The following is a 20,628-nucleotide window of genomic DNA, read 5'->3' as shown; positions in this document are numbered from 1 at the left end:
TTGACTGTTGACTCGGGGTCGAAAAACTGAATGTTTGAGTGTTAACTGTTGACTCGATTTTATTATTCCGATACAACCGGAAACGATATCATTGGTTATTTGTTATTTCGACAACTAACTACTGACAATTGACAACTAACAACTAACAACTAACAATTGACTAATTCTCGAATCCGCCCAGCCGTCAACTCTTCGACATTCCTGAAAACCGCTGCTGCACCAGCAGTTTTCAGCGCTGCAGCATAAGCATCGCAGCGCACCGAATCATCCAAAACATGAGGTGGCAAAATTCCAGTCCCCAGCCAAACCCGATTTGGTTGCACTTCCCGCGCATTCACAACCGTGTAAATATCGGCAACAGTATCTCCCGCGTAAATCACGGGCAAATTTTTTTCTAAACCGTGCAGGTTTTCCAACTGTTCAATTGCCGCGAAAAGTCCAGCCGGATCGGGTTTTCCCGGTGCATCTTCCATCGCCACCAACACGGGGGAATTTAAACTCAGTTTCCCTGACAAAACATAAGCAGCTTCATCCCGCATCGCCCCGCTAAAAAAGCCCCAAAAAATGCCCCCAACTGTTAAATTTTCCAGGTAAGCCGGACTTAACAACAGCGGTTCGGTACAAATGTAACCAGTCCAATTTTTCTCATCAGGCCCGCGATAGCGACTTTGGAAGAAAGCCACTAATTCGTCATAGTTGAGAGCGAGTTGGTTTCTCGATCGCCCAATCCCCTCAAAATAACGGCAAACTAACTCGAAAGACGCCTGCCAGTCATTATTCCACACTCCCTCAGACTTCAGAGAGTCGATATCGAGAGAATTCGGACGAAAAGCACCCGCCGTGAAATGCTCCACCGCATCCGCGATCGCCCGCCGGTAGGAACCGGACACATCCCGCACCACACCGTCAATGTCGAAGACTACAATAACTCTGTTCACAACTTAACCATCCTTGTACCTAGGGCGGGTGAGAACCCAAATTTTATCTGTTCCCAGCCCCTGAGTGGCGCTAAAACCAGCCGCGCCACAAAACTTTTCATGGCCGATGATTAATTATCGAACAGAGTGTGCTACGCTTAGCGATTGTAGAAATTTTTAACAAGTTCGATCGGAACCCTGGAGGTTTGCTTGTCCAAGTTCATCTTAAAAGTTCTCTGGCTAGAAGAGAATGTTGCCCTCGCCGTTGACCAAGTTGTCGGCAAAGGAACTAGCCCGCTGACATCCTACTTTTTCTGGCCTCGCAAAGATGCGTGGGAAGACCTCAAAAACGAACTCGAAGCCAAACACTGGATTGCTGATAACGATCGCGTCGAAATCCTCAACCAAGCGACAGAAGTAATCAACTACTGGCAAGAGGAAGGCAGACGGCGCCCGATGACTGAAGCTCAGTCAAGATTCCCCCAAGTGACTTTTACCGGCAGCAACTAAGCCCAGCTTTAATTTGCTACCCATATACATTGCCTGTTATGGCTGACGAGGGGAAGGAGAGAGGGGAGAAGGCGAGAGGATTTGACGCTTTTTCCACCTCGCCGTGAAACATACAATTTAAATGCGCTACAGCTTATATTGATACTAACTCCGATTTTGGGACTTACTCGGGTTTTGGGCTTGGTCGATTTGAGAGTTGAGATTTGAGATTTACCCAAAATAAAGCTCTCAAATCTGATTTAATACAATCTAAAAAGGCTAAGCAACCAAACCAAATAAATCTAAAATCGGCTTTTTTATACTTTTAAATTGTACAGTCAGCTCTCAACGTAATTCCCCCGAACCTCCAACCTCAAGCCTCAAAATCCATCGGTTAAATTCGTTAAATCTTGTACACGGCTTCCTTGTTGAACTTCTTTCTTCCTTCTTCCTTCTTCCTTCTTCCTTCTTCCTTCTTCCTTCTTCCTTCTTCGCGGAATTTATGGGCGCCGAAAGTACGATCGACCAGACCGAACAGCTACCGCTGGTAGTAAATCCCGACATTCTCCAGCAAGCTATCCTCTACAAAATTAATACTCGCATAAACGCTCGCGGAGAATTAATTTTCCCCTGCGTACCGGGAATGCTAAGCCACTATCTCAAGTCGATAGAAAAGCTATTTAGCACTCTCGACAGACCCCTGCCCGAAGACCGCAGAGACGAACTCAGCAAGCTTTTAGCCACCAAGTTAGAACAAGGCTACCGCACCTCCACAGCATCGATGCTGATTCTGCAATACGAGTCAGTGCAGCCGCCACAAACCGGTTTAGCTTGCAAAGTCATTGTTACTACCTCAACAGTTGGAGAACAGTACAAAAGCTGGGTAGACACCAGAGAACCTCCGCTTTTCGGCTCTCATCCAGATGCAAAATTGATGGCAACGGCTGCTAAATTGGGTACACCCGATCGAGTGCGGATTTTAGACGTGGGGGCGGGTACCGGCCGCAATACGTTGCCCTTGGCGAGATTGGGCTATTCTGTAGATGCGATCGAACTAACTCCAGCTTTTGCAGAACAATTGAAAGCTGCAGTAACAGCCGAAAACCTTCCCGTGACAGTGACTGAAGGCGATGTGCTCGATCCCTTAATGCGGATGAAGCCGGCCCGCTACCAGTTGGCAGTTGCCGCCGAAGTCATCTCACATTTTCGAGACAGCGATCAAGTACGGCTTTTCCTCGCTAAAATGTGCGATTCCCTGTGTCCCGGAGGTCTGTTGCTGTTCAGCACGTTTTTAACCGTCGGCGACTACCAGCCGGATGCCCTCGTGCGACAAGTTGCCCAACTCTCCTGGTCTACTTTATTTACGCCTCAAGAACTCGCCACCGCAATGGAAGGGTTGCCCTTAGTCCAAATATCCGATGAATTGGTGTTTGAGTACGAACGCCACCACCTGCCGGAAGGAGCCTGGCCACCGACGCCCTGGTTTCCCAGTTGGGCCACCGGTCGAGATGTCTTCCCAATGGCAAACGCACGCCCGCCCATGGAACTGCGCTGGATTTTGTGCCGCCGAAGTTAAAAAAACTTGTTATTTGTAGGCGGACACAGCAACCACAACTGTTAATCGGCAGTAACTGTTTCCTCATATCTTTTTCTTTCAACAGCTTAAAGCCAACTCGCTGTTAATATTGTGCAGCCTGCACATAAAAAGTTACAAAAATATATATTAAAATGTAAACAGAGCGAAGTTCGATCGCCCCTGGGCGACAAACCCAGTGTCTGATTAGATCGAACCCTTGCCAACCTTTTATTTGTTGCGAAAAATTGGGTGGCTAATGGCAATCAGGTTTGAATAAAATTCGATCGTCATCTCGATGGGTGCAACTAGAGTTAAGATGAATTCAACCAACCTATTCCTCCCGATAGATGACTTTTTAGGGAATAGGATTACCCAATAGATTAGCTCGCTAGTAAGCGATGCTGCTGAGAAACAAATATGCTTTTAACACATCCACTACAAGCGTTTGGAGCAATCTTCGGGCACCAACCTTCCACAAATAGATCATCCATCGACCAAAAAACCAGTAAAAATTATTGGGAGGGGAATATTGAGCCCGCTGTAAACGAACAAATTGACTGGTACATCCAAGTGGAAATGCTAATGAGTAACGCTAAATCTTCCTGCACCAACGAAGAGATTACTGCTTGGCTGCGGGGATTGCTGACAATTGCTTGGGCAGACGGCAACTTTGACGAAGACGAGCAAAAAATGATTGCAAATCTAACTGAGGATGAACTCCACCCGGTATCTTTTGAGGCGGGTTTTGAACCGATAGCCCCAGAGGAATTAGCTGCTGTGTTAGGGGAAGACACCGCCAAAGGCGAAGATTTTTTGAGGACAGCAGTCATGGTAGCTTTGGCAGACGGTACCTACTCGCTCAGCGAAGACGAGGTAATCTATAAGTTTTGCACAGCTTTGGGACACAATGTAGAGGCGATCGAAGCTCTGCGACACACTATCGAAGACAGCAAGTGCGATGATCCGCAGGGGCCCAGCAGCCAAATCGTCTTTGATGCGAATGTCGCCCCCGTCGCCGGAACACCCCTTTCATCTCGGCTACCTAAACCTCACCATAAAAATGTCCTGCAACCCGTCAAAGACTGGCTTGACGGCTGGGAAATTCACGACCCCAAGCTGGCACACTTTGTCTGCAAAATGATTCCGCCGCAGTGTCCGTTTGAGCGAGATGTCGTCTTATTCGGACGCAAAATCGTGCACATTCCGGCGATGTGCAAGATTAACCCGCTTTACGAACAGTTGGTGGGGATGCGCTTTCGAGCTCTCTGCTATTTGGCAGATGAATGTAAGGAAGATGTATCGTCCTATTGTTAATAGGAATGGGTAATTGCTAATTGGTAATTCATTCCGGGGCGCAAAACCTCTATCTGTAGGATGCGCCCATAAGCACCTTACCGCTATAATTAGCACGTTAAATCAGTATTTGCAGAACTCGTGTAAGTAGCAATTACTACTTTTCAGTAGAGTATTTTCGAGGATTTAGAAACCTATTTTTGGCACAAAAAATATTTTTACAGCTATCCGCCTCATTATAAAAATCCGGCTTATTCAGTTTTTGTGCGTGAGTCCGGCTAATATAAAATCGGCTTTGATAATACTAATTCAACAAAAGTCTTGGTACAATCCTCAATCTTATACAAATTATTAAAAGTCGCATATTTATAAGCCGGACACGGCAGTGCCGTTTCCCTACAGAGGTTCGCGTACAATCTCTCACTCTGCACTACTTTTCAGAATTGGTATAATTATATTTTTCCGGCCACTGTAAATCGCGACTAAACTTGGCTGTCGTCCGCTGACGCGGACTAAAGGAAAAGGGGGATATGGTACTTGCATCTGGTATAATAATAACTAATGACTATTGACACTGACTATTGACTACTGACTAAATTATGCAATTTATCGATCGAGCAGATATTCAAGTCGCAGCAGGCAAAGGCGGCGACGGTATGGTAGCTTTTCGCAGAGAAAAGTATGTACCGGCGGGCGGGCCCAGTGGCGGCACCGGCGGGCGGGGCGGTTCTGTGTTTATGGTAGCGGTGGAAAGCCTGCAAACGCTGCTAGATTTTCAGTACAACCGGATTTTTAAAGCCGAAGACGGGAAGCGGGGCGCGCCGAAAAATATGACTGGGGCTTCTGGGGAAGATCGCACGATCGAAGTTCCCTGCGGTACAGTTGTTTACGACGCGGAAACTCAGGCAATCTTAGCAGATTTAGTAACGCCCGGACAGACTTTTTGCGTTGCCCAAGGCGGCAAAGGCGGTTTGGGGAATAAGTGTTTTCTGACCAATTCTAACCGCGCTCCAGATTATGCAATGCCGGGAAAAGAAGGAGAACACAAGTTTTTGCGTTTGGAATTGAAGCTATTAGCTGAAGTGGGAATTCTCGGGCTGCCGAATGCTGGCAAATCCACTTTAATTTCTGCTTTGTCTGCGGCTCGCCCCAAAATAGCAGATTATCCGTTTACAACTTTAGTACCGAATTTGGGCGTAGTCAAAAAACCGACTGGCGACGGTACGGTGTTTGCAGACATTCCGGGATTGATTGAAGGAGCGCACGAAGGTGCTGGTTTGGGCTACGAGTTTTTGCGGCACATTGAGCGGACTCGGTTGTTGCTGCATTTGATCGATGTTACGGATGAAGATCCGATCGCCAATTATGTCACTATTCAGGAAGAATTGAAGGCTTACAGGCGTGGTTTAGCCGATAAACCGCAGATTTTGGCTTTTAATAAAGTAGATGCGATCGATCTTGAAAGCGAAGAAATCGGTAATTTAATCAGCCGACTTAAAGAAATTAGCGGCGCTCCTGTTTTGTTGATTTCCGCCGTTAGTAGAGTTGGATTGGATGAATTGATGCAGCAAGTTTGGCAAAAACTCGACGAGATGAACGAGAAAGAGGCGGCGGAACTCGAAGCCGTCGCGAGTGTTTAATCGCTTTCTGGTTCCTGAAATTTCCGTGAATGGGTAAGTGTTTTTTTGAGGGGGTCAAATCTTTCGGCTGTAGGACTGGTGCGGCCAGGGTTTGAGCCTCTGTGTCTTGAAAAACGATCGTTTAAAAGTATCTACCGACTGCTTTAAATCGCCTACAAGCGTGACGGTGAAAGTTCCCAAAGGGGTATGGGGCCATCGCTAAGGCTGTGCTGCAAAGGCGGGAAATTTATTATTAGAAGCTTTATCTTATTAGAAGCTTTATCTTATTTTGCGGATATGAGTTGAGCTGCATTCAGGGCATTTCCTAAAAAATCGCCTTATCGCTTATGAACTCATATTGTAATTCTGCAACGCCCTAAATTACTATTTTTAACCAACTTTCTCCTCTAAACTGTCTTTTTTTTGTTCGAGAGCTGTCGATACAAATAGTCGAGGTAGTAAAAGTCCCGACATAGTTTTGTAGTCGGCAAATTCAGGATATCGTTCGAGTGAACGATCTTTTTTTATCATGTTAGGAATAAACATACCAGCAATAAAAGCTGCCAGAATTAAAAAAGGTAGCCAGTGCTGAACTAGCATCGCAAACGATCCGTAGATGAGGATTTCCCCTAAGTAATTCGTATTGCGCGCTCTGGCAAAAAATCCTTCAGTTATTAGTCCCGAACGGTACTTAAGGGTGTAATACTTCTGTGCATCACTACTATAGTGTAGAAAGACACCGATGATATTTAGGGAAATTGCTGCTGCCACTAACGGCAGAGGTGGTTGTGAGCCACTGCTAATCAAAATAAAAGGTGCTACCCAATAGAGGCTAACTAACATAAAGCCGAATATTCCCGTTCCGACAGAGATTTCTTGTTCCCACTGTTTATCTGGATATATCTGGCCTTTGAGCAGCCACAACAAACCATAAGTACCGTGCAGAGCGAGATAAACCCAAGCACCTAAATTAAAATTTTGGTAAATGAACATCAGTGTCAAAATAAATGGAAAGCTGAGTCCTTTGTGCAGATTGATAAAGTGCTTGAGTTTCATAGCTTTTGCTAATCTCTATCTAGTAAAGTCTATCTCTATTTATATTACACTTTTTTAGATGTAACTACTTATCACGACCAAACTTATCAACCTGCTTCTATTTTGCCTGACGCGGTAACAAGCAACTTGACAGCGTGACCGGAGTGCCCTCGTTCGTTTATTTGACAGCTCCGGCTCTCGGCTTAACAAAGAAAATCGATCGCGATCTCAGTACCGAAAGAATGTTGCGCGGATCACCCGCGACGAAAGCTTAATCAATGATTTCTCTAATCGGGCGATCGCTATTTCACAAGTTCAGTCCTGGACGCATCAACACCAAGAAACCGGGTTTTTTACCGTTTCTGGGGCTGTAACAAAGTATTTCGTGAAAAACCAGGTTTCTGAGCACCGATGAGTAAGTCTTAAGTCTTGTTAAATTCCGTTTGAGTCGCGAATTTGCCCGTTGTAATCGACTCTCACCCTCCCATCTTGGGAAACCGTAACAACCGTTTCTACAGTAAAGACAGACGAACCAGGCTTGGAACCCTTAAAAGTAAAAGTCCAAGTTCCATCGCCATTGTCAACGAACGGCGATTCCTTAGAAGTACCGTGCATAGAAGCTTCAGCTCGATAGTTGCCTAAACCCCCATTAGCCCTTTCTGCTGCTTGACGAGCTAAGTTTTTTGCCCGATTGAGTTCGATATTATTGTTGATCGCTCTCACGCCGTCGGTCTCATATTCAGGAGCAGGATTAGCATTACTCAAGGAGGGGGAGACTCCAACGGCTAAAGTTGAGAGCGCTACCAGACAAGCAAGTCGAATGCTTAGTTTCATAATACAAACTGATTTATAGTTTGATAAAGTCTACGAGACTTGTCCGAAAAAACCCGGTTGAATTTTCAATTTTTAATTTTCACTTGTGAATCGTCTGGGGTTTCCTCACCGTTCAAATAGCGGTAACTAATCCGAGAAATCTCCCGAATCAATGTTTGAGCTGGCTTCTCCGTTTCCGGTGAATGCTTCACCATCACCGCCACTAAATAACGCTTACCGTTCGGCAAATCTACCATCCCCGCATCCGCTAGCATTGTATCAATGTTGCCGGTTTTGTGAGCAATAACTGAACCTTCGCCTAAACCTTTCGGCAGCAAAGAAGCGTTTTGAGTTTGGCGCATGATTTGCAAAATACGATCGCGCGATTTCACCGAAACCAAATTCCCCCGATCGACCTGGGCTATGATATTAATCAAATCCTTCGGACTGGTAGTATTAGTTCCCTCCAAATCTGGCAAATTATTACGCAGAACCGTGGTACTCAAACCCCAATTTGCAAAATGCTGATTCAACACCTCAGCACCTCCCAACAACTCAATCATCATATTTGTCGCCGTATTGTCGCTGACAACAATCATATTTTGGGCAACTTCCAAAGCCGAATACTTCTTGCCAGGAGCCTGATCTTGCATCTCCCCAGAACCGCCGACAATGTGTTCGGGCTTCAGGGTCAGCATCTGATCTAACTGTACTTTGCCCTCATCTACTGCTTGGAAAAAAGCTACTAAAATTGGCACTTTAATTGTGCTAGCTGAAGCAAAAGCAGTATCGCCATTAAAATTTAGGTAGCTTCCCGTATCTAAATCGACTAGAAATATTCCGGCTGTCAAAGTAGGATTTTCTGTTGCTAAAACCTGAACTTGCGTTTTCAAAGCTCCTAATTCTTGATTCAGTTGCAGCACTTCTGGGGCTGCGGGTGCCGCAGATGCGCTATCGGCTGGGTTGTTCTGCCCTGCGGTGGTTTGTTCTTCTGTCGCTACAGTCGATGCTCGACTCACAGCATTCACCACAGACAGCAGCGTACCGCAAATCACCGCTATCCCAACTCCCAAAATCAGCAAGCGAGTAGCATACACCAACGGCGGTACGCTCCGAGGTGCAGAGCGTTTACCCGGTCTCGGACTCGCTTGTGGGCGCGGTTTAGGCACGGGGGGTTTTTTGGCATCTGCGGGGATTACCGTGTCTGAAATGCGAACTGGGGGCGAAGTGGGACGACTCCCACGGGTTGCAGGGCGAGTGGCAGTTGGGAGCTGGGTGTTGGGATTGCTGGCGATCGAACTCACATTTTCCCGTTCCAGATTCGGGTTCGGAAACTCGAACATATCGACAGCAGCGAGGCCTTTTTTCCCTGGTTGGCGAGTCTTCGACTGCGGAGTTTTGCTGGTTCTGGGTTTTCTGGGGTTAATTGCCGATCGGGGATCGGATAAAAAGTCTTGTGTAGTAAATTCTTCCGAAGATGTGGGAGAATTGGCTCCAATTCTGCTGCCGCGGCCCTGTTGCAGTGGCAAAGTCGCAGGTTCGGGCGATCGAATTTCTGAATTGCCGTTTTGCGGTTGCGGAGGGCGACGGCGGCCCGAGTTGCCAGACTGGCTTGCTTTGCCGGACTTAGGCTGCTTTGAGCCGGAGTTGGGAGAGGATATCGACGAAGATATCACCGATAATATCGATCCTTTGGGAAACCGCTCTGCCACGTCTTACTCCTTCATCACTACTGTAAATTTCAAGTTTAAGATTTTTCAGCTTGCCAGCCAATCAATTTTAGATTTTAGATTTTAGATTTGCCCCAGAGGCTGCATGGTATCAGCAACCAAGTTTATTGCTCGCAAATTATCGCAAAGCTTAGGTTTTTAGTCAAGAAACCCTGTTATGAAGGTGACAAGTGGGGGCAGGAAAGTTCTCTGTGAAAAAAATCCTCAATCTCACATCCCCAATTATCAGCATTTCTCCTAGCTATCCGTTGGATTTTCCGGCAACGCCCCATCCAGAGTATCAGAATTTGCCTCTCGTGGGTAAGTTTTGATTGCCCATTCTGTTTGGCGGAGGACGCCCCGCAGCATGGCGACTTCATCAATTGTTGGATAGGCTCTGTTGTACAAACGCCGAAATTTTTCCATCCGGCTTGCTGCTGTGTGCTGCTGCAAATATCCTATTTTGAGTAACAGCGTTTTTAGTTGCTGGTAATATCCCTCTAAATTTTCCAAGGGAGCCGATTCCTTCTGGCCACTGACAACTGACAACTGACAACTGACAACTGACTTGTATAGTTCGTAACAGCAGATAGCGACTGCTTGGGCGAGATTTAGGGAAGTGTAGGCATCGCTGCTGGGAATGCGGATCAGGCGTTGAGCGCGGTTTAATTCGGCATTGGTCAAGCCGCAGTCTTCTCGGCCGAAAATTAGGGCGCTGGGGGCTTCAAGGAGCCAAGGCAAGGCATCTGCGGGTTCTTCTAGTTGTGTTGGCAACGATCGACAATCATCCCCTGTAGTTGCGATCGCTCTGACACACCCTACCAAAGCAGCGGGCAAACTCTCGACTACTTTGGTAGTTTCCAATATGTCGGCGGCGCGAACAGCCATCAGTCGGGCTTCTTCCCCTAAATGATCGCACTGAGGATTTACCAAAACTAATTGGTGCAAACCCATATTTTTCATGACGCGGGCAACAGAACCAACATTCAATGGGCCTGCAGGTTCGACTAAGACGATTCGGATGTTGGCGTCGGCCGTTTCGAGCATTTTTATTTGGGGAGGTGTTAGGCAGAAATTGGTTGTTTTGTTTGTTTTGATTAAAATTTAATCACTAACTAATGTAATGTCCAAATTAGCATGGCCAAGCAACGATCGAAATCTGATTTACCGACAAAAATGTGTCCCGTGTGCGATCGACCTTTTACTTGGCGCAAAAAATGGGCTGACTGCTGGGATGAGGTCAAATACTGCTCCGAACGTTGTCGCCGCCGCCGTTGGGCGGCTCAAGATTAAGAATTTAGGGCAAGTTGCTCGATCAAAGCTAAGATTGCAAAGGAAAAATTTTAGGTATTAGGTTATAAATTATGGCATCGCAACAAGTGCAACCAAAGTTAGTTATTCACGGCGGTGCGGGCAGTTCTCTACATAGTAAAGGCGGAATTGAGGCGGTGCGGAAATCGCTTTACGATGTTTTGGAGGAAGTTTATCCGCTGCTGAAAGACGGTGCAAGTGCCGTAGATGCAGTGGTGCGGGGCTGCCAATTGTTGGAAGATGACCCGCGATTCAATGCTGGTACTGGTTCTGTGGTGCAGTCGGACGGTCAAATTCGGATGAGTGCTTCGCTGATGGACGGTTTGATGCAGCGTTTCAGCGGGGCGATTAATGTTTCTCGCGTTCAACATCCGATCGAACTTGCTCAATTTTTGCAGCATTCGGACGATCGGGTTCTCTCTGATTTTGGTTCGGCGGAATTGCTGCGAGAACTTCAATTGCCGATTTACGATCCGATGACGGATTTGCGTTTGCACGAGTGGATGCAGGAACGCCAAGGCAATTTTAGCAAAGCAATGGCTGACGTGGTGGCGGAACCGGCCGGTATGGGTACGATCGGAGTCGTAGCTTTGGATGTGCATGGGCGCTTGGCTGCTGGGACTTCGACTGGCGGCAAGGGTTTTGAGCGGATTGGGCGGGTTAGTGACTCGGCGATGCCGGCGGGAAATTACGCGGCTGAAAGTGCGGCGGTAAGCTGTACGGGAATTGGCGAGCACATTATGGACGAGTGTTTGGCCGCGCGAATTGTGGTTCGGGTGACAGATGGTTTAAGTTTGAAAGCTGCTTTTGAGCGTTCTTTTACTGAAGCTGACGAGCGTCAACGGGATTTTGGCGCAATTGGAATTGATGCTAGCGGGGCGATCGCTTTCGGCAAAACTAGCGAGGTGATTTTGGGTGCTTTTCACAACGGTATGCAAATGGGCGATACTTTGGAAATGGGCAAGGGAAAGCTGATTTTTATTGCTTAAAAAAGCGATATAAATTGTCAGTAGGCGGTTCAGATACCCGACTTTTTGAAGAATTCGGGTATCTCGATCGGCGTTAGTTTTATATCAAATCTGGTGGCATCAGAATGGATATTATCCACAGTCAGGACACGGCGCTGTGCCGTTTCCCTACAATTCATCTGGCGATGCTTACTCCCTTCCCGCCCAAAGAATATAGATAGAGGTAAAATGAAAAAAAGGGAGTAATAGAAATGAATCTGAGCCAACAATTGCGGTTGGTAAGGCTAGAGAAAAAGCAGTGGCAACGACTGTACTACAATAATCAGCAATCCTCTATCAGGCAAAGGTTATCCGCAATTAGGCATCTAAGTGAAGGAAAAAGTCGTACAGAAGTGACCAAGCTACTAGGCTGCACAGATCTAACATTGGCAAGATGGGTCAAACCCTACTTAGAAATCGGGTTATAGGGAATAGTCTAACCAATCAAGCACCAGGTAAAATCAAGACTGGATCAAGAAAAACGGCAAGAATTAAAGAGAATGATTTTAGAGGAGAAACCAACAAAGTATGGGATAGACAGAGAAATTTGGACAGGAAAAATCATGGCGGCGGTAATAAAGCAACGGTGGAAAGTAGACCTAAAAACGTCGAGAATCTCGGAAATTTTAGCCGATATAAATATATCTCACCAAAAAGCGCATCGAGATTAGGCAAAGGCATCGCCAGAGAAACAGAAGGAGTATGTGGAAGTCCTAAAAAAAATAGCAGAGAGAAAGAGTGGGAATAGAATAGTATTTTTGGATGAATTTGCAGTCACGAATCGACCAAGCCTATACTATGGATGGGCAGAAAAAAATACGCGACCAGAAGTGGCATCAAATGAAGGGAAAAAAAGAGAGAAGCTGAATGGACTTTTAGCGGTAGATGCTATAAGTGGAAAAAAGTTTGTCAGACTATAGCGGTTCTTGGGTACATGAGGTACACAATTCAACTTCAAAAGCTTGACAACACAGGGTTTCGACGTACTCCATCTTTCTGAGAAACGCTATATCACCCACAGCCAAAACCGAAGATATAGCATTATATATAGGAGAATTGTGCCCACAAAGTATCAAATAAAAAGCGCATCATATAACGATATTGTTGGATAATAATTCGACCCAGAGAAAGAAGATCAAGAAATATTTAATAGCTGAACAAATAGCATCAGAGATAGAATAAAATCTCACAGTAGAGTTAATTTATACACCAACCTACTCACCGAACTTCAATCTAGCAGAATATCTAATTCATTTACTAAGACTGAGGCTACTACACCATTTGCCAGTGGGAACCAGCATATAAAAGGTAAAAAAACGAATAAAATAATTATTTGAAACGGGACAATTGCCGACACAAAGTCACATCGCAAAGACAATTCAGCAGATATACAACCTGATTCTATAATCTTACAGCGGGAAGGGAGTACGATCGCATAAATAGCAATTTTTTCAGCCAGCCTTTAACTATCCAAATTCTATTCATAGCTCCAATTGTATTGCTTAAATGACTCAATGGAAGCATCTTATCGCGATTTATTGAACAGCTTGACAGCGCGTAGCGCCCGACGACAGGCCCTACGCGCTCGGAAACCGCTTCGCATAACTAGCAACTTGCGTTATTAGTCGGTGAACGTATAGTTTTCTAATGTACAAAGATTAACTTTATATTTTATACTTTCTTCCCCATCATCAAAAACAGCTTTGATATCGTAAGTACAGACATTCTGACTGTCTCGAATAGTTATGAGTGCAGATTCTCCAGGTCTAAGTATATCTATACCAAGAATGTCTTCCCCCCAACTATCTATTCCTGTGGGATTGGTATAAAATTGTGTTATATTAGTACGCGTCTTGTTAATAATATTAAACCCCAAAGCTTCAGCTAAAACACTTTTTGCTGTCATTACGGATAGTGGTAAGGCTAAGGCCGTAGCAACCATTAAACTCTGAAGGATTTTAGCCATTGGAACTGAATAATTCATTGTCAAGGAAGGGAAGCTGTATAGATTTTTCATCATCAGAGCCTAGTTAGGGATATGAGCAAAAACCGAAGTAGACTTACTACAACATAAATAAATATACTTCCTCCTTAAGGAAGATGTCAAGAAAATTGCAGGGTGGCGAGAAGCTAGCGAAGCTGTTACCAGAGGCAAGATAGGCTAAAACCATTGCTGTGAAAGCTTTTTAGAACCAAAAAAATTTTGTGTAACTTTTTAGACATTAATTAAACCACAGTCTCAATGGGGTTCAGCCGGGATACGCGCAAAAGAGGACAGGTTGTAAAATTTTGTAAAGCAAGGCAGTTGAAACCATTGATTTGTAGAGATTTTGAACCAAAAATAGTTTCAGTCGAGCCAGAAATTCTGGAAGCAGTCTGGCGATAACTCCGTGTAGCCAATAGTGTGTTGAATATTCTTGTGTCCCAGATAAGCCTGAATAGCTCTGGTGTCATGACCAATAGATGCTAGATAAAACCCATAGGCATGGCGTAACGGCGACAGATTCGTGGCGGTGCACGTCTGCCAAACGCTTCAGCAGTTGGCCGTTTTGCAGGTTCCAGAGTTTGACTGTGCCCGCGCGCGATCGTGTCAGCAGCGTTTTGCTGGCGGGACTGAAAGCCACTAGCAACACGGCTGTTGAATGTCCGAAAATCGTCTGCCGCAGTTCCCCGCTGTGCAAACTCCAAATTTTCACTGTACTGTCCTCAGAACCCGTTGCGAGGAATTGTCCGTCGGGACTGATAGCTGCAGACAAAATCCTGTCTGAATGGTGGAGAGTGGCTTTTAAGATGGCGCCAGTTGAGGTTTTTGGCTGCGTGTTATACCCCGCTATTTCCAGCCAGTCGATCGTATCTCTCCAATTTTTGAGCGCATTTCGCGGCCGATTTGTCAATAATTCTATGTATCGGTACAAACTTTTTGACAAATCAACTTCGACACCTTTGATTTGTTTGTTGAGAAAAACCGCAATTTCGGCTGGGCTGTAGCCGCACAGCAAGCCGCAGAGGTGTCGCTTTTCTACGGGTGTCAGCCCTCTTCTGGCGTGGGGGGCGAATTCTTGTTTGGCCTTTGACAAGTCGGTGTAAAGCTTTTGGATGTCCCAGCCGTTGCTTGCGCGTGCAAATGGTTCTTCTGGCGGATCGAGTGTAGAGGGTATCATTTGCGGCAGTCGCGATCGAGTTCCTAGTCAAATTCCTAACCAAAATCCTAACATTCGCTGTGCGCGATCGAACTGTTTTCACCGCTAATCTATTTTTAACACAGCAAACAGGGGAAAGAGTTTCAGGTAGAAAATCCGCTCCTTTACAGTTTGCAAAATAACTATACATCAATCGGAGAAATAGAAAATGCCTGGTATTGCGATCGCCTTATTTTTCATCCTAGGTTTAGTTTTAAGTTTTGTTGGCTATTTTTGGGGATTAGTTCAAGCTTTTGGACAGGAAACTCTTTGGGGAGTGCTTTACTTGCTTGTCCCATTTGCCTCATTGGTTTTTTATATCAAAAATTGGAGCAATAAAAAAATCCGAAAAACATTCTTAATTCAATGTGCTGGATTGCTAATGCTTTTATTGGGAGGCATTACTACTTCAGTATTTTATGGCAAAAATTTTGTAAAAATTTCTGACTCTGGGCCTAATGTAGAGCAGGGGTATAACGAGCAATCGCCCTCTTCTTTTCCTTCTGATTTCAATACTTCTCCATCACCATATCAAGAGTTATCTCCTGCTTTCGAGCCATTTCCTGCTGCCGAGTCATCTCCTGCTTCCGCAGCACGTGTTGCTGCTCAAAAAGATGACTTCAAACAATCGATGAAACTCGGTTATATTTACTACGGGCAGGGAGACTATCAAACGGCTTTAATCAATTTTAACAGAGCTTTACAGCTACGTCCGGGCGACGCTTATGCTGTCAAGGCTGTTGACAACACCAAAAGTGCGATCGTCCAAAGCATTGTCAAATAATAATCCGTGCATGAAAAATTGCATACAGCGGATAGATAAGTAATTCACCTTGTTTGTGAAAATCCCAAATAAACTGATGAAAATTCTCACGCAAACACCAACTCAACTAACAATTCAAACTTCCAGCGCCCGGGATGGTTTGCTATTAATTTCTCCCTTCATCGTCATTGGACTATTGCAGATTATTTTAGCTTCAAATTGGATAGGTGGAGGCATATTTCTGTTATTTTCGCTGCCTTTGTTGGACGGCGCGATAGATGAAACATACATTTTTGATAAAACTTTTAGCAAAATGACCATTAAACGACGGGGTGTATGGCTTCATGATGTTACCGAATGCCCAACTCGCGAGATTTCTGCGGTAGAATTAGAGGAAATAGGAGATAGCGAGGGAAATCGTAGCTATTATGTTGATTTGTGGATGTTAGGGGGCGATATCATCTGTTTAAGAAGCTATTCACTAACAGAACAACACAAAATGGCTGACTTGATTCGCAGCTATATATCGATGAGCGATAATCGCACGCTTAGCAATGTATTTGCCCTGCAAGTCCGTGAATCGTAGCTATCCTGTAGGGAATCCCCCAAGTTAATAACTAACGATAATTAAGTAGGCGCAAATAAACCTGACAATGTGAAAAAATGTAAACCTGTACTCACCTGGGTGATTACTTTCCTACGGAGCGCGAAACTAAGGTTTTATTCCCCATAACATAATTAATATATTTTTAAGATTCATCTATTTTAAATAATGGAAAGCTATCTTAAACCCAGCAGCAGGTAAACTCGCGACATTTGGTGTCTGTCAGAAATTTTATTGGTAACCTATTACCAAAATAAAAGGGGTCATCGCAGGGGACGACTTCAAATAATATATAAGTTAACAATTCGGTCGCTCGGGGTTAGTAAGGCATCTGTAACATCATTTTTGGAATTTAAGGCGAGATAAATGAAAATAATCAAGCAAACAGCAAGTGAATTAATAATTCAGACTCAAAGCATATTTGATTTTTGGTTGGCTAGTTGTTTATTCATAGCCCTTGGACTGTTCGGGCTGGCTTTTGATTATCATAAAGCAACCCTGAGCTGCCAGCGATTGCAGGCAAAACAAGGCAGTTGCCAGATTGTGCGATCGAATTTACTGGGTTCAAAAATCCAAGAAATTGAGCTGGCTTCTTTGCGGGGAGCTAAAGTTCAAAGATGCGGGTATAAAACCAGAGTTGTACTTCTGACTTCTGTTGGCAATGTTCCTTTCACTGCTAACTCGACTAATTGGGGAAGCCAAGACGCTGTTGCTTCTGACATCAATTTTTTTGTGAAAAATGCCAAAGATCGATTGCTGCGCTTAAGCCAAGAAGATCGCTGGTTGGGATGGACAGGAGGCATATTTTTGCTCGCAGCAGCCGCAGTGATCGTCTTGAGAAATAATGAAATCTACAGCTTCGATGGAAATTTAAACACCTTGACTGTTAAACAGCAGGGTTTGTTGGCACGTAAAGTAATTGAATACTCTCTGTGCGAGATTTATGGCGTGGAAGTCGATCGAACAAAAGATCTGGATAAGGACATTTGGTACGAAGTCAGACTGTTAGTTTGTGGAGGTTCTCGCATCTCCCTACCCCGCACTATGAGTCTCTACGAGCAAGAAAAAATCGCCAAAGCGATTAACAACTATCTGCACCAGCAAAAATAACAAAAAATAGCCGATCGCCATCAGCCCGATTTCTCAAGCTTGCCGACTTACCCAGAAACGGAGTTTTTTACCAAAATCTCTTCTAGAGCGCGATCGCCCCCGTTATAAAAACCCCGTTTCTGTGGTATCGAATGCGAAACTCGCGGGTGGAAACTCATCATCTAAAAACTGAACACTCGTTCACTTTTTAGGTTCTTTCAACTTCCAACCTGGTTTGACAACTTGCCGGGAACGGGCAATTACTAAACAATCATTCGGCACATCTTCTGTCACCACAGAACCCGCCGCTACAGTAACATCTTCCCCCAAAGTTACCGGTGCAACCAGCACGCTGTTAGAACCCGTTTTACTCCGATCGCCTATTTGAGTTTTGTGCTTGTTTTTTCCGTCATAATTTGCCGTAATTGTCCCAGCACCGATGTTGACTTTTTCTCCCAAAGTCGCGTCGCCTAAATAAGACAAGTGAGCGACATTAGTTCGATCGCCTATTTGAGTATTTTTCAATTCTACAAAATTGCCGACGCGGCAGTTCGCCCCAATTTCTGCGTGTCCCCGCAAGTGGGCGTAAGGGCCAATCCGCGAATTTTCAGCAACCATACTGTCAGAAACCACCGAATAAAGCACAGTCACATTTTCCCCAATCTGACTGTTTTCGATCAAACTGCCGGGGCCGATGCGACTCCCAGAGGCGATCGAAGTGTTTCCCCGCAAGTGAGTTTGCGGTTCAATTACCACATCCGGCTGCAACTCTACTGTATCGTCAATGGTGATGCTGTTGGGATCGAGCAGCGTCACTCCCGCCGTCATCCACTTGTCCTTTACCCGCGTTTGCAAAATATCGCAAGCTGTGGCTAAATGTTTGCGATCGTTAATTCCCAATATTTCTTGATAATCTTCCACATCTACCGCCATCACCGGACTGAGGAAATTTACCGTATCAGTTAGGTAATATTCTTTTTGGTCATTATCTGCCTTCAATTCTGGCAAAATTTTCTCTAAATCCGGCCAATGAAAGCAGTAAACACCTGCATTAATGCGGTGATTTTGCTTTTGAGCTTGTGTGCAGTCGCGGTCTTCGACAATTTGCTGGACTAAGTTTTGACTGTCGGTAAATACTCGGCCGTACCCTTGAGGATTAGGTAAATTAGCTGTCAATAAAGTAGCAGAGTTTTGGTGCTGTTTGTGAATTGCCATCAATTGTTTGATAGTTTCTGCCCTCAGCAAAGGTACATCCCCATTTAAGACCAGCAAGTCTCCTTGAAATCCCTCTAAGTGAGGCAGCAATTGTTGGATGGCATGACCGGTGCCCAATTGTTCAGTTTGTTCTACAAATTCTAGGGGAGGAGACTGAAGATTTTTCCCTGATATTTCTTGACCTCGAATCAGAGATTCTTTAACGAGTTCGCCTCGATAACCGACGATGACAAGTCGCCTGGTAATTTGAATTTCTTGACAACTTTGGAGGACTCGCTCAACTAGCGATCGACCGCCTAATTCGTGTAGAACTTTGGGCAAGTCAGATTTCATGCGCGTGCCGCGTCCCGCCGCTAAAATTGCTATTGCTACCATTGTGCGATCGAGTTATTTGCTATAAAAACTTGAATATTGACTAACTGATGATATCACTCGCTGTCCGCCGATGGCACTGCGATCGCACAAATTTTTCCTCTAAAATTTCTCATCTGGCATCCGCGCGATCGAGGATTTTTCCAGGCGGATGCTGGTTTTAGGGGCGATGCTTGCAATATCTCGACTGGCGCGCCCGGTATCAAAAACCTGGTTGCAGCAGCAGTATTTGGCGGCTGAGCAAGACGGCTTGCATTCCTCACTACAAACCTGAGTTCGTTTGGGAGTCAGGACTGCGAGTCTTTTCCCAAGGGCTCGGAGGCGGAGCGAGAGTGATAATTTGCGTCTTTGGGCTGGGATTTGCCACGATACATTATACTATTTGTTGAATTTCAATGAGGGTGTTTTCAACTGTAAAAAAATTATTTCTGACTTTTTCATTAATTCTGCCTTCTATAGCAACCGCGCCCGAAGGTTAAGACGTTCTTAATTGCTGAAACATGAGCTATCATATTGCTTCTGACTTCTGTGCTAAATAACTAAAGCCTTCTGACTTCTTCCATCCGTTACATCTGTTACGTAATCCGTTACCGAACTTCCTTCAGCCTTCTACATTCTGCATTATCAGGTGTCTAGCTATGACAGAGCTTAATTTTCAGGAACTTGCCAAGCAGGGAAACCCGGAGGCGATCGCATCTTGGCTAAACAGCCAGTTGCAATCTGAAGGCATCACCGCCTCCGCGAATCTCGACGGCGACTGTTTGGATGTAATTCTTGAGGCCGAGCAGGTACCCATAGAAAATACATTAGTTGATTTTGTCCGCACCGAGCTGACGAATTTGCAGCCGGATTCGATTCGCAAAGTGAAGGTTGAGGGCCGAGAAAGCGGTCAGATTTCTGCTGCTTGGAGTCAAGAGTTTAGTTTGGAGAACAGCAATTTTGACCCACAGAGCTTTGGGGGAGAATCTGTGCCAAATACTGCGGTTGCTAATATGGACGATCGCACAGAGATGGAGAACAATTTTGAGGAGGAGGAAAAACCGCCGGAACTTGCTGCATTTGAGAATCGGCTGCGATCGACTTTCATTGTAGTCGGGCTAGTAACGGGTATGTTGGCGATCGCCGTGGTGGCGTTTGTCGGTAAAATTTTGAACCAGCCAGCAGCAACTGCGGGGGAGAATCCCGATGAAACAGCAAATTTAGCAACTGCACCAGATACTTTTCGAGAAGCCGTTAACAGCGCACTCAAAGCAGCAGAATTAGGCCGAGCGGCAAAAACCAAGGAAGATTGGACTACAGTTACCGATCGTTGGCAGGAAGCGGTCTCATTAATGAGAAGAGTACCAGTCTCTAGCCCCAACCATCAACTAGCTCAAGCAAAAGTAATCGAGTATCAGAAATATCTGCTTTACGCTCAAGAAGCAGCAGTAACTCCCCCTCTGCCAACTCCAACTCCCGCACCAGCCGAAAAATCACCTGCGGAAAAAGCAACTCCTAAAAAATCCAATTCGCCCAAAGAAACTCCGGAAAAAGCAACTCCTAAAAAATCAAATTCTGAAAATAGAGCTTCAGAGAAATCTCCTTCCGACAAAGCAGAACCCGAGAAAAAATCTCCTGCGAGATAATGTTAAAATATA

At 45.2% G+C, this 20,628-nt stretch carries 22 protein-coding genes; 12 read left to right on the top strand and 10 right to left on the bottom strand.

Features of this window, described 5'->3' with window-relative positions; genetic code table 11:
- Positions 1 to 149 precede the first annotated feature (149 nt).
- A complete protein-coding gene (locus QUA71_RS12780; RefSeq protein ID WP_333285385.1) occupies positions 150 to 938 on the bottom strand; it encodes a TIGR01548 family HAD-type hydrolase in 789 nt (262 codons plus the stop codon).
- Positions 939 to 1,115: 177 nt separating this feature from the next.
- On the opposite strand from QUA71_RS12780, the gene QUA71_RS12775 reads away from it, so the two are divergent.
- The 4 genes from QUA71_RS12775 to obgE all read left to right on the top strand — a co-directional run bounded on the left by QUA71_RS12775 (position 1,116) and on the right by obgE (position 5,915).
- Entirely contained in the window at positions 1,116 to 1,427 is a 312-nt protein-coding gene (locus tag QUA71_RS12775) for a 30S ribosomal protein PSRP-3 (RefSeq protein WP_278187374.1), read from the top strand.
- Positions 1,428 to 1,908: 481 nt separating this feature from the next.
- A complete protein-coding gene (locus QUA71_RS12770; protein WP_333285383.1) occupies positions 1,909 to 2,982 on the top strand; it encodes a class I SAM-dependent methyltransferase in 1,074 nt (357 codons plus the stop codon).
- A gap of 417 nt (positions 2,983 to 3,399) precedes the next feature.
- Positions 3,400 to 4,296, top strand: coding sequence for a Mo-dependent nitrogenase C-terminal domain-containing protein (locus QUA71_RS12765; RefSeq protein WP_333285381.1), 897 nt, complete (start codon positions 3,400 to 3,402; stop codon positions 4,294 to 4,296).
- A 578-nt stretch (positions 4,297 to 4,874) separates the two neighbouring features.
- On the top strand, positions 4,875 to 5,915 hold the full coding sequence (gene obgE, locus QUA71_RS12760; RefSeq protein WP_333285379.1) for a GTPase ObgE: 1,041 nt from the start codon (positions 4,875 to 4,877) through the stop codon (positions 5,913 to 5,915).
- A gap of 369 nt (positions 5,916 to 6,284) precedes the next feature.
- On the opposite strand, the gene QUA71_RS12755 is transcribed toward obgE, so the two are convergent.
- From QUA71_RS12755 to QUA71_RS12740, 4 genes are all read right to left on the bottom strand, one after another.
- On the bottom strand, positions 6,285 to 6,950 hold the full coding sequence (locus QUA71_RS12755; protein WP_333285377.1) for a DUF1295 domain-containing protein: 666 nt from the start codon (positions 6,948 to 6,950) through the stop codon (positions 6,285 to 6,287).
- Between the two features lie 411 nt (positions 6,951 to 7,361).
- Positions 7,362 to 7,763, bottom strand: a complete 402-nt coding sequence (locus QUA71_RS12750) for a hypothetical protein (RefSeq protein WP_190662364.1) — start codon at positions 7,761 to 7,763, stop codon at positions 7,362 to 7,364.
- Between the two features lie 65 nt (positions 7,764 to 7,828).
- Positions 7,829 to 9,454 (bottom strand): serine hydrolase, encoded by a 1,626-nt coding sequence (locus tag QUA71_RS12745; RefSeq protein ID WP_333285374.1) that lies wholly within the window; start codon positions 9,452 to 9,454, stop codon positions 7,829 to 7,831.
- Between the two features lie 255 nt (positions 9,455 to 9,709).
- Positions 9,710 to 10,498, bottom strand: a complete 789-nt coding sequence (locus QUA71_RS12740) for an RNA methyltransferase (RefSeq protein ID WP_333285372.1) — start codon at positions 10,496 to 10,498, stop codon at positions 9,710 to 9,712.
- Between the two features lie 90 nt (positions 10,499 to 10,588).
- Between QUA71_RS12740 and QUA71_RS12735 the strand changes: the two genes are divergently transcribed.
- The 4 genes from QUA71_RS12735 (at position 10,589) to QUA71_RS12725 (ending at position 12,517) form a co-directional block, all read left to right on the top strand.
- Entirely contained in the window at positions 10,589 to 10,744 is a 156-nt protein-coding gene (locus QUA71_RS12735) for a DUF2256 domain-containing protein (protein ID WP_333285370.1), read from the top strand.
- A 71-nt stretch (positions 10,745 to 10,815) separates the two neighbouring features.
- Positions 10,816 to 11,751 (top strand): isoaspartyl peptidase/L-asparaginase, encoded by a 936-nt coding sequence (locus tag QUA71_RS12730; protein WP_333285369.1) that lies wholly within the window; start codon positions 10,816 to 10,818, stop codon positions 11,749 to 11,751.
- Between the two features lie 230 nt (positions 11,752 to 11,981).
- Positions 11,982 to 12,197, top strand: coding sequence for a helix-turn-helix domain-containing protein (locus QUA71_RS29250; protein ID WP_445243777.1), 216 nt, complete (start codon positions 11,982 to 11,984; stop codon positions 12,195 to 12,197).
- Positions 12,164 to 12,517: a hypothetical protein gene (locus QUA71_RS12725; protein ID WP_333285367.1), complete on the top strand. Its 354-nt coding sequence runs from the start codon at positions 12,164 to 12,166 to the stop codon at positions 12,515 to 12,517. Before QUA71_RS29250 ends, QUA71_RS12725 begins: the two co-directional genes overlap by 34 nt.
- 873 nt (positions 12,518 to 13,390) lie before the next feature.
- On the opposite strand, the gene QUA71_RS12720 is transcribed toward QUA71_RS12725, so the two are convergent.
- The 3 genes from QUA71_RS12720 to QUA71_RS12710 form a co-directional block, all read right to left on the bottom strand.
- Positions 13,391 to 13,735: a hypothetical protein gene (locus tag QUA71_RS12720; protein ID WP_333285365.1), complete on the bottom strand. Its 345-nt coding sequence runs from the start codon at positions 13,733 to 13,735 to the stop codon at positions 13,391 to 13,393.
- Between the two features lie 381 nt (positions 13,736 to 14,116).
- Entirely contained in the window at positions 14,117 to 14,209 is a 93-nt protein-coding gene (locus tag QUA71_RS12715; protein WP_333285444.1) for a hypothetical protein, read from the bottom strand.
- A gap of 10 nt (positions 14,210 to 14,219) precedes the next feature.
- Positions 14,220 to 14,930, bottom strand: a complete 711-nt coding sequence (locus QUA71_RS12710; RefSeq protein ID WP_333285363.1) for a hypothetical protein — start codon at positions 14,928 to 14,930, stop codon at positions 14,220 to 14,222.
- A 187-nt stretch (positions 14,931 to 15,117) separates the two neighbouring features.
- Between QUA71_RS12710 and QUA71_RS12705 the strand changes: the two genes are divergently transcribed.
- From QUA71_RS12705 to QUA71_RS12695, 3 genes are all read left to right on the top strand, one after another.
- Complete coding sequence (locus QUA71_RS12705; protein ID WP_333285361.1) at positions 15,118 to 15,732, top strand: tetratricopeptide repeat protein; 615 nt, start codon at positions 15,118 to 15,120, stop codon at positions 15,730 to 15,732.
- A gap of 76 nt (positions 15,733 to 15,808) precedes the next feature.
- On the top strand, positions 15,809 to 16,297 hold the full coding sequence (locus tag QUA71_RS12700) for a hypothetical protein (protein WP_333285359.1): 489 nt from the start codon (positions 15,809 to 15,811) through the stop codon (positions 16,295 to 16,297).
- 384 nt (positions 16,298 to 16,681) lie between these two features.
- Positions 16,682 to 17,425: a hypothetical protein gene (locus QUA71_RS12695; RefSeq protein WP_333285357.1), complete on the top strand. Its 744-nt coding sequence runs from the start codon at positions 16,682 to 16,684 to the stop codon at positions 17,423 to 17,425.
- Positions 17,426 to 17,605: 180 nt separating this feature from the next.
- Here QUA71_RS12695 and glmU read toward each other — a convergent pair whose 3' ends face one another.
- Together glmU and QUA71_RS12685 are read right to left on the bottom strand one after the other, a co-directional pair.
- A complete protein-coding gene (gene glmU / locus QUA71_RS12690; RefSeq protein WP_333285355.1) occupies positions 17,606 to 18,994 on the bottom strand; it encodes a bifunctional UDP-N-acetylglucosamine diphosphorylase/glucosamine-1-phosphate N-acetyltransferase GlmU in 1,389 nt (462 codons plus the stop codon).
- A gap of 53 nt (positions 18,995 to 19,047) precedes the next feature.
- A complete protein-coding gene (locus QUA71_RS12685; RefSeq protein ID WP_333285353.1) occupies positions 19,048 to 19,254 on the bottom strand; it encodes a hypothetical protein in 207 nt (68 codons plus the stop codon).
- Between the two features lie 375 nt (positions 19,255 to 19,629).
- Between QUA71_RS12685 and QUA71_RS12680 the strand changes: the two genes are divergently transcribed.
- Positions 19,630 to 20,616 (top strand): hypothetical protein, encoded by a 987-nt coding sequence (locus QUA71_RS12680; protein WP_333285351.1) that lies wholly within the window; start codon positions 19,630 to 19,632, stop codon positions 20,614 to 20,616.
- Positions 20,617 to 20,628: the final 12 nt, after the last annotated feature.

The organism is Microcoleus sp. MON1_C5 (assembly GCF_036701875.1).
GTDB lineage: Bacteria > Cyanobacteriota > Cyanobacteriia > Cyanobacteriales > Microcoleaceae > Microcoleus.
This window is presented reverse-complemented; position numbering and strand designations above follow the sequence as displayed.

Excerpts from the sequence above, each read along its gene's own strand:
- QUA71_RS12755 (WP_333285377.1), bottom strand. The coding sequence starts at position 6,950 with ATGAAACTCAAGCACTTTATCAATCTGCACAAAGGACTCAGCTTTCCA.
- QUA71_RS12735 (WP_333285370.1), top strand. The coding sequence starts at position 10,589 with ATGGCCAAGCAACGATCGAAATCTGATTTACCGACAAAAATGTGTCCC.
- QUA71_RS12770 (WP_333285383.1), top strand. The coding sequence starts at position 1,909 with ATGGGCGCCGAAAGTACGATCGACCAGACCGAACAGCTACCGCTGGTA.
- QUA71_RS12740 (WP_333285372.1), bottom strand. The coding sequence starts at position 10,498 with ATGCTCGAAACGGCCGACGCCAACATCCGAATCGTCTTAGTCGAACCT.
- QUA71_RS12695 (WP_333285357.1), top strand. The coding sequence starts at position 16,682 with ATGAAAATAATCAAGCAAACAGCAAGTGAATTAATAATTCAGACTCAA.
- QUA71_RS12720 (WP_333285365.1), bottom strand. The coding sequence starts at position 13,735 with ATGGCTAAAATCCTTCAGAGTTTAATGGTTGCTACGGCCTTAGCCTTA.
- QUA71_RS12710 (WP_333285363.1), bottom strand. The coding sequence starts at position 14,930 with ATGATACCCTCTACACTCGATCCGCCAGAAGAACCATTTGCACGCGCA.
- QUA71_RS12725 (WP_333285367.1), top strand. The coding sequence starts at position 12,164 with ATGGGTCAAACCCTACTTAGAAATCGGGTTATAGGGAATAGTCTAACC.
- glmU (WP_333285355.1), bottom strand. The coding sequence starts at position 18,994 with ATGGTAGCAATAGCAATTTTAGCGGCGGGACGCGGCACGCGCATGAAA.
- QUA71_RS12765 (WP_333285381.1), top strand. The coding sequence starts at position 3,400 with ATGCTTTTAACACATCCACTACAAGCGTTTGGAGCAATCTTCGGGCAC.
- QUA71_RS29250 (WP_445243777.1), top strand. The coding sequence starts at position 11,982 with ATGAATCTGAGCCAACAATTGCGGTTGGTAAGGCTAGAGAAAAAGCAG.
- QUA71_RS12705 (WP_333285361.1), top strand. The coding sequence starts at position 15,118 with ATGCCTGGTATTGCGATCGCCTTATTTTTCATCCTAGGTTTAGTTTTA.
- QUA71_RS12750 (WP_190662364.1), bottom strand. The coding sequence starts at position 7,763 with ATGAAACTAAGCATTCGACTTGCTTGTCTGGTAGCGCTCTCAACTTTA.
- QUA71_RS12700 (WP_333285359.1), top strand. The coding sequence starts at position 15,809 with ATGAAAATTCTCACGCAAACACCAACTCAACTAACAATTCAAACTTCC.
- QUA71_RS12680 (WP_333285351.1), top strand. The coding sequence starts at position 19,630 with ATGACAGAGCTTAATTTTCAGGAACTTGCCAAGCAGGGAAACCCGGAG.
- obgE (WP_333285379.1), top strand. The coding sequence starts at position 4,875 with ATGCAATTTATCGATCGAGCAGATATTCAAGTCGCAGCAGGCAAAGGC.
- QUA71_RS12730 (WP_333285369.1), top strand. The coding sequence starts at position 10,816 with ATGGCATCGCAACAAGTGCAACCAAAGTTAGTTATTCACGGCGGTGCG.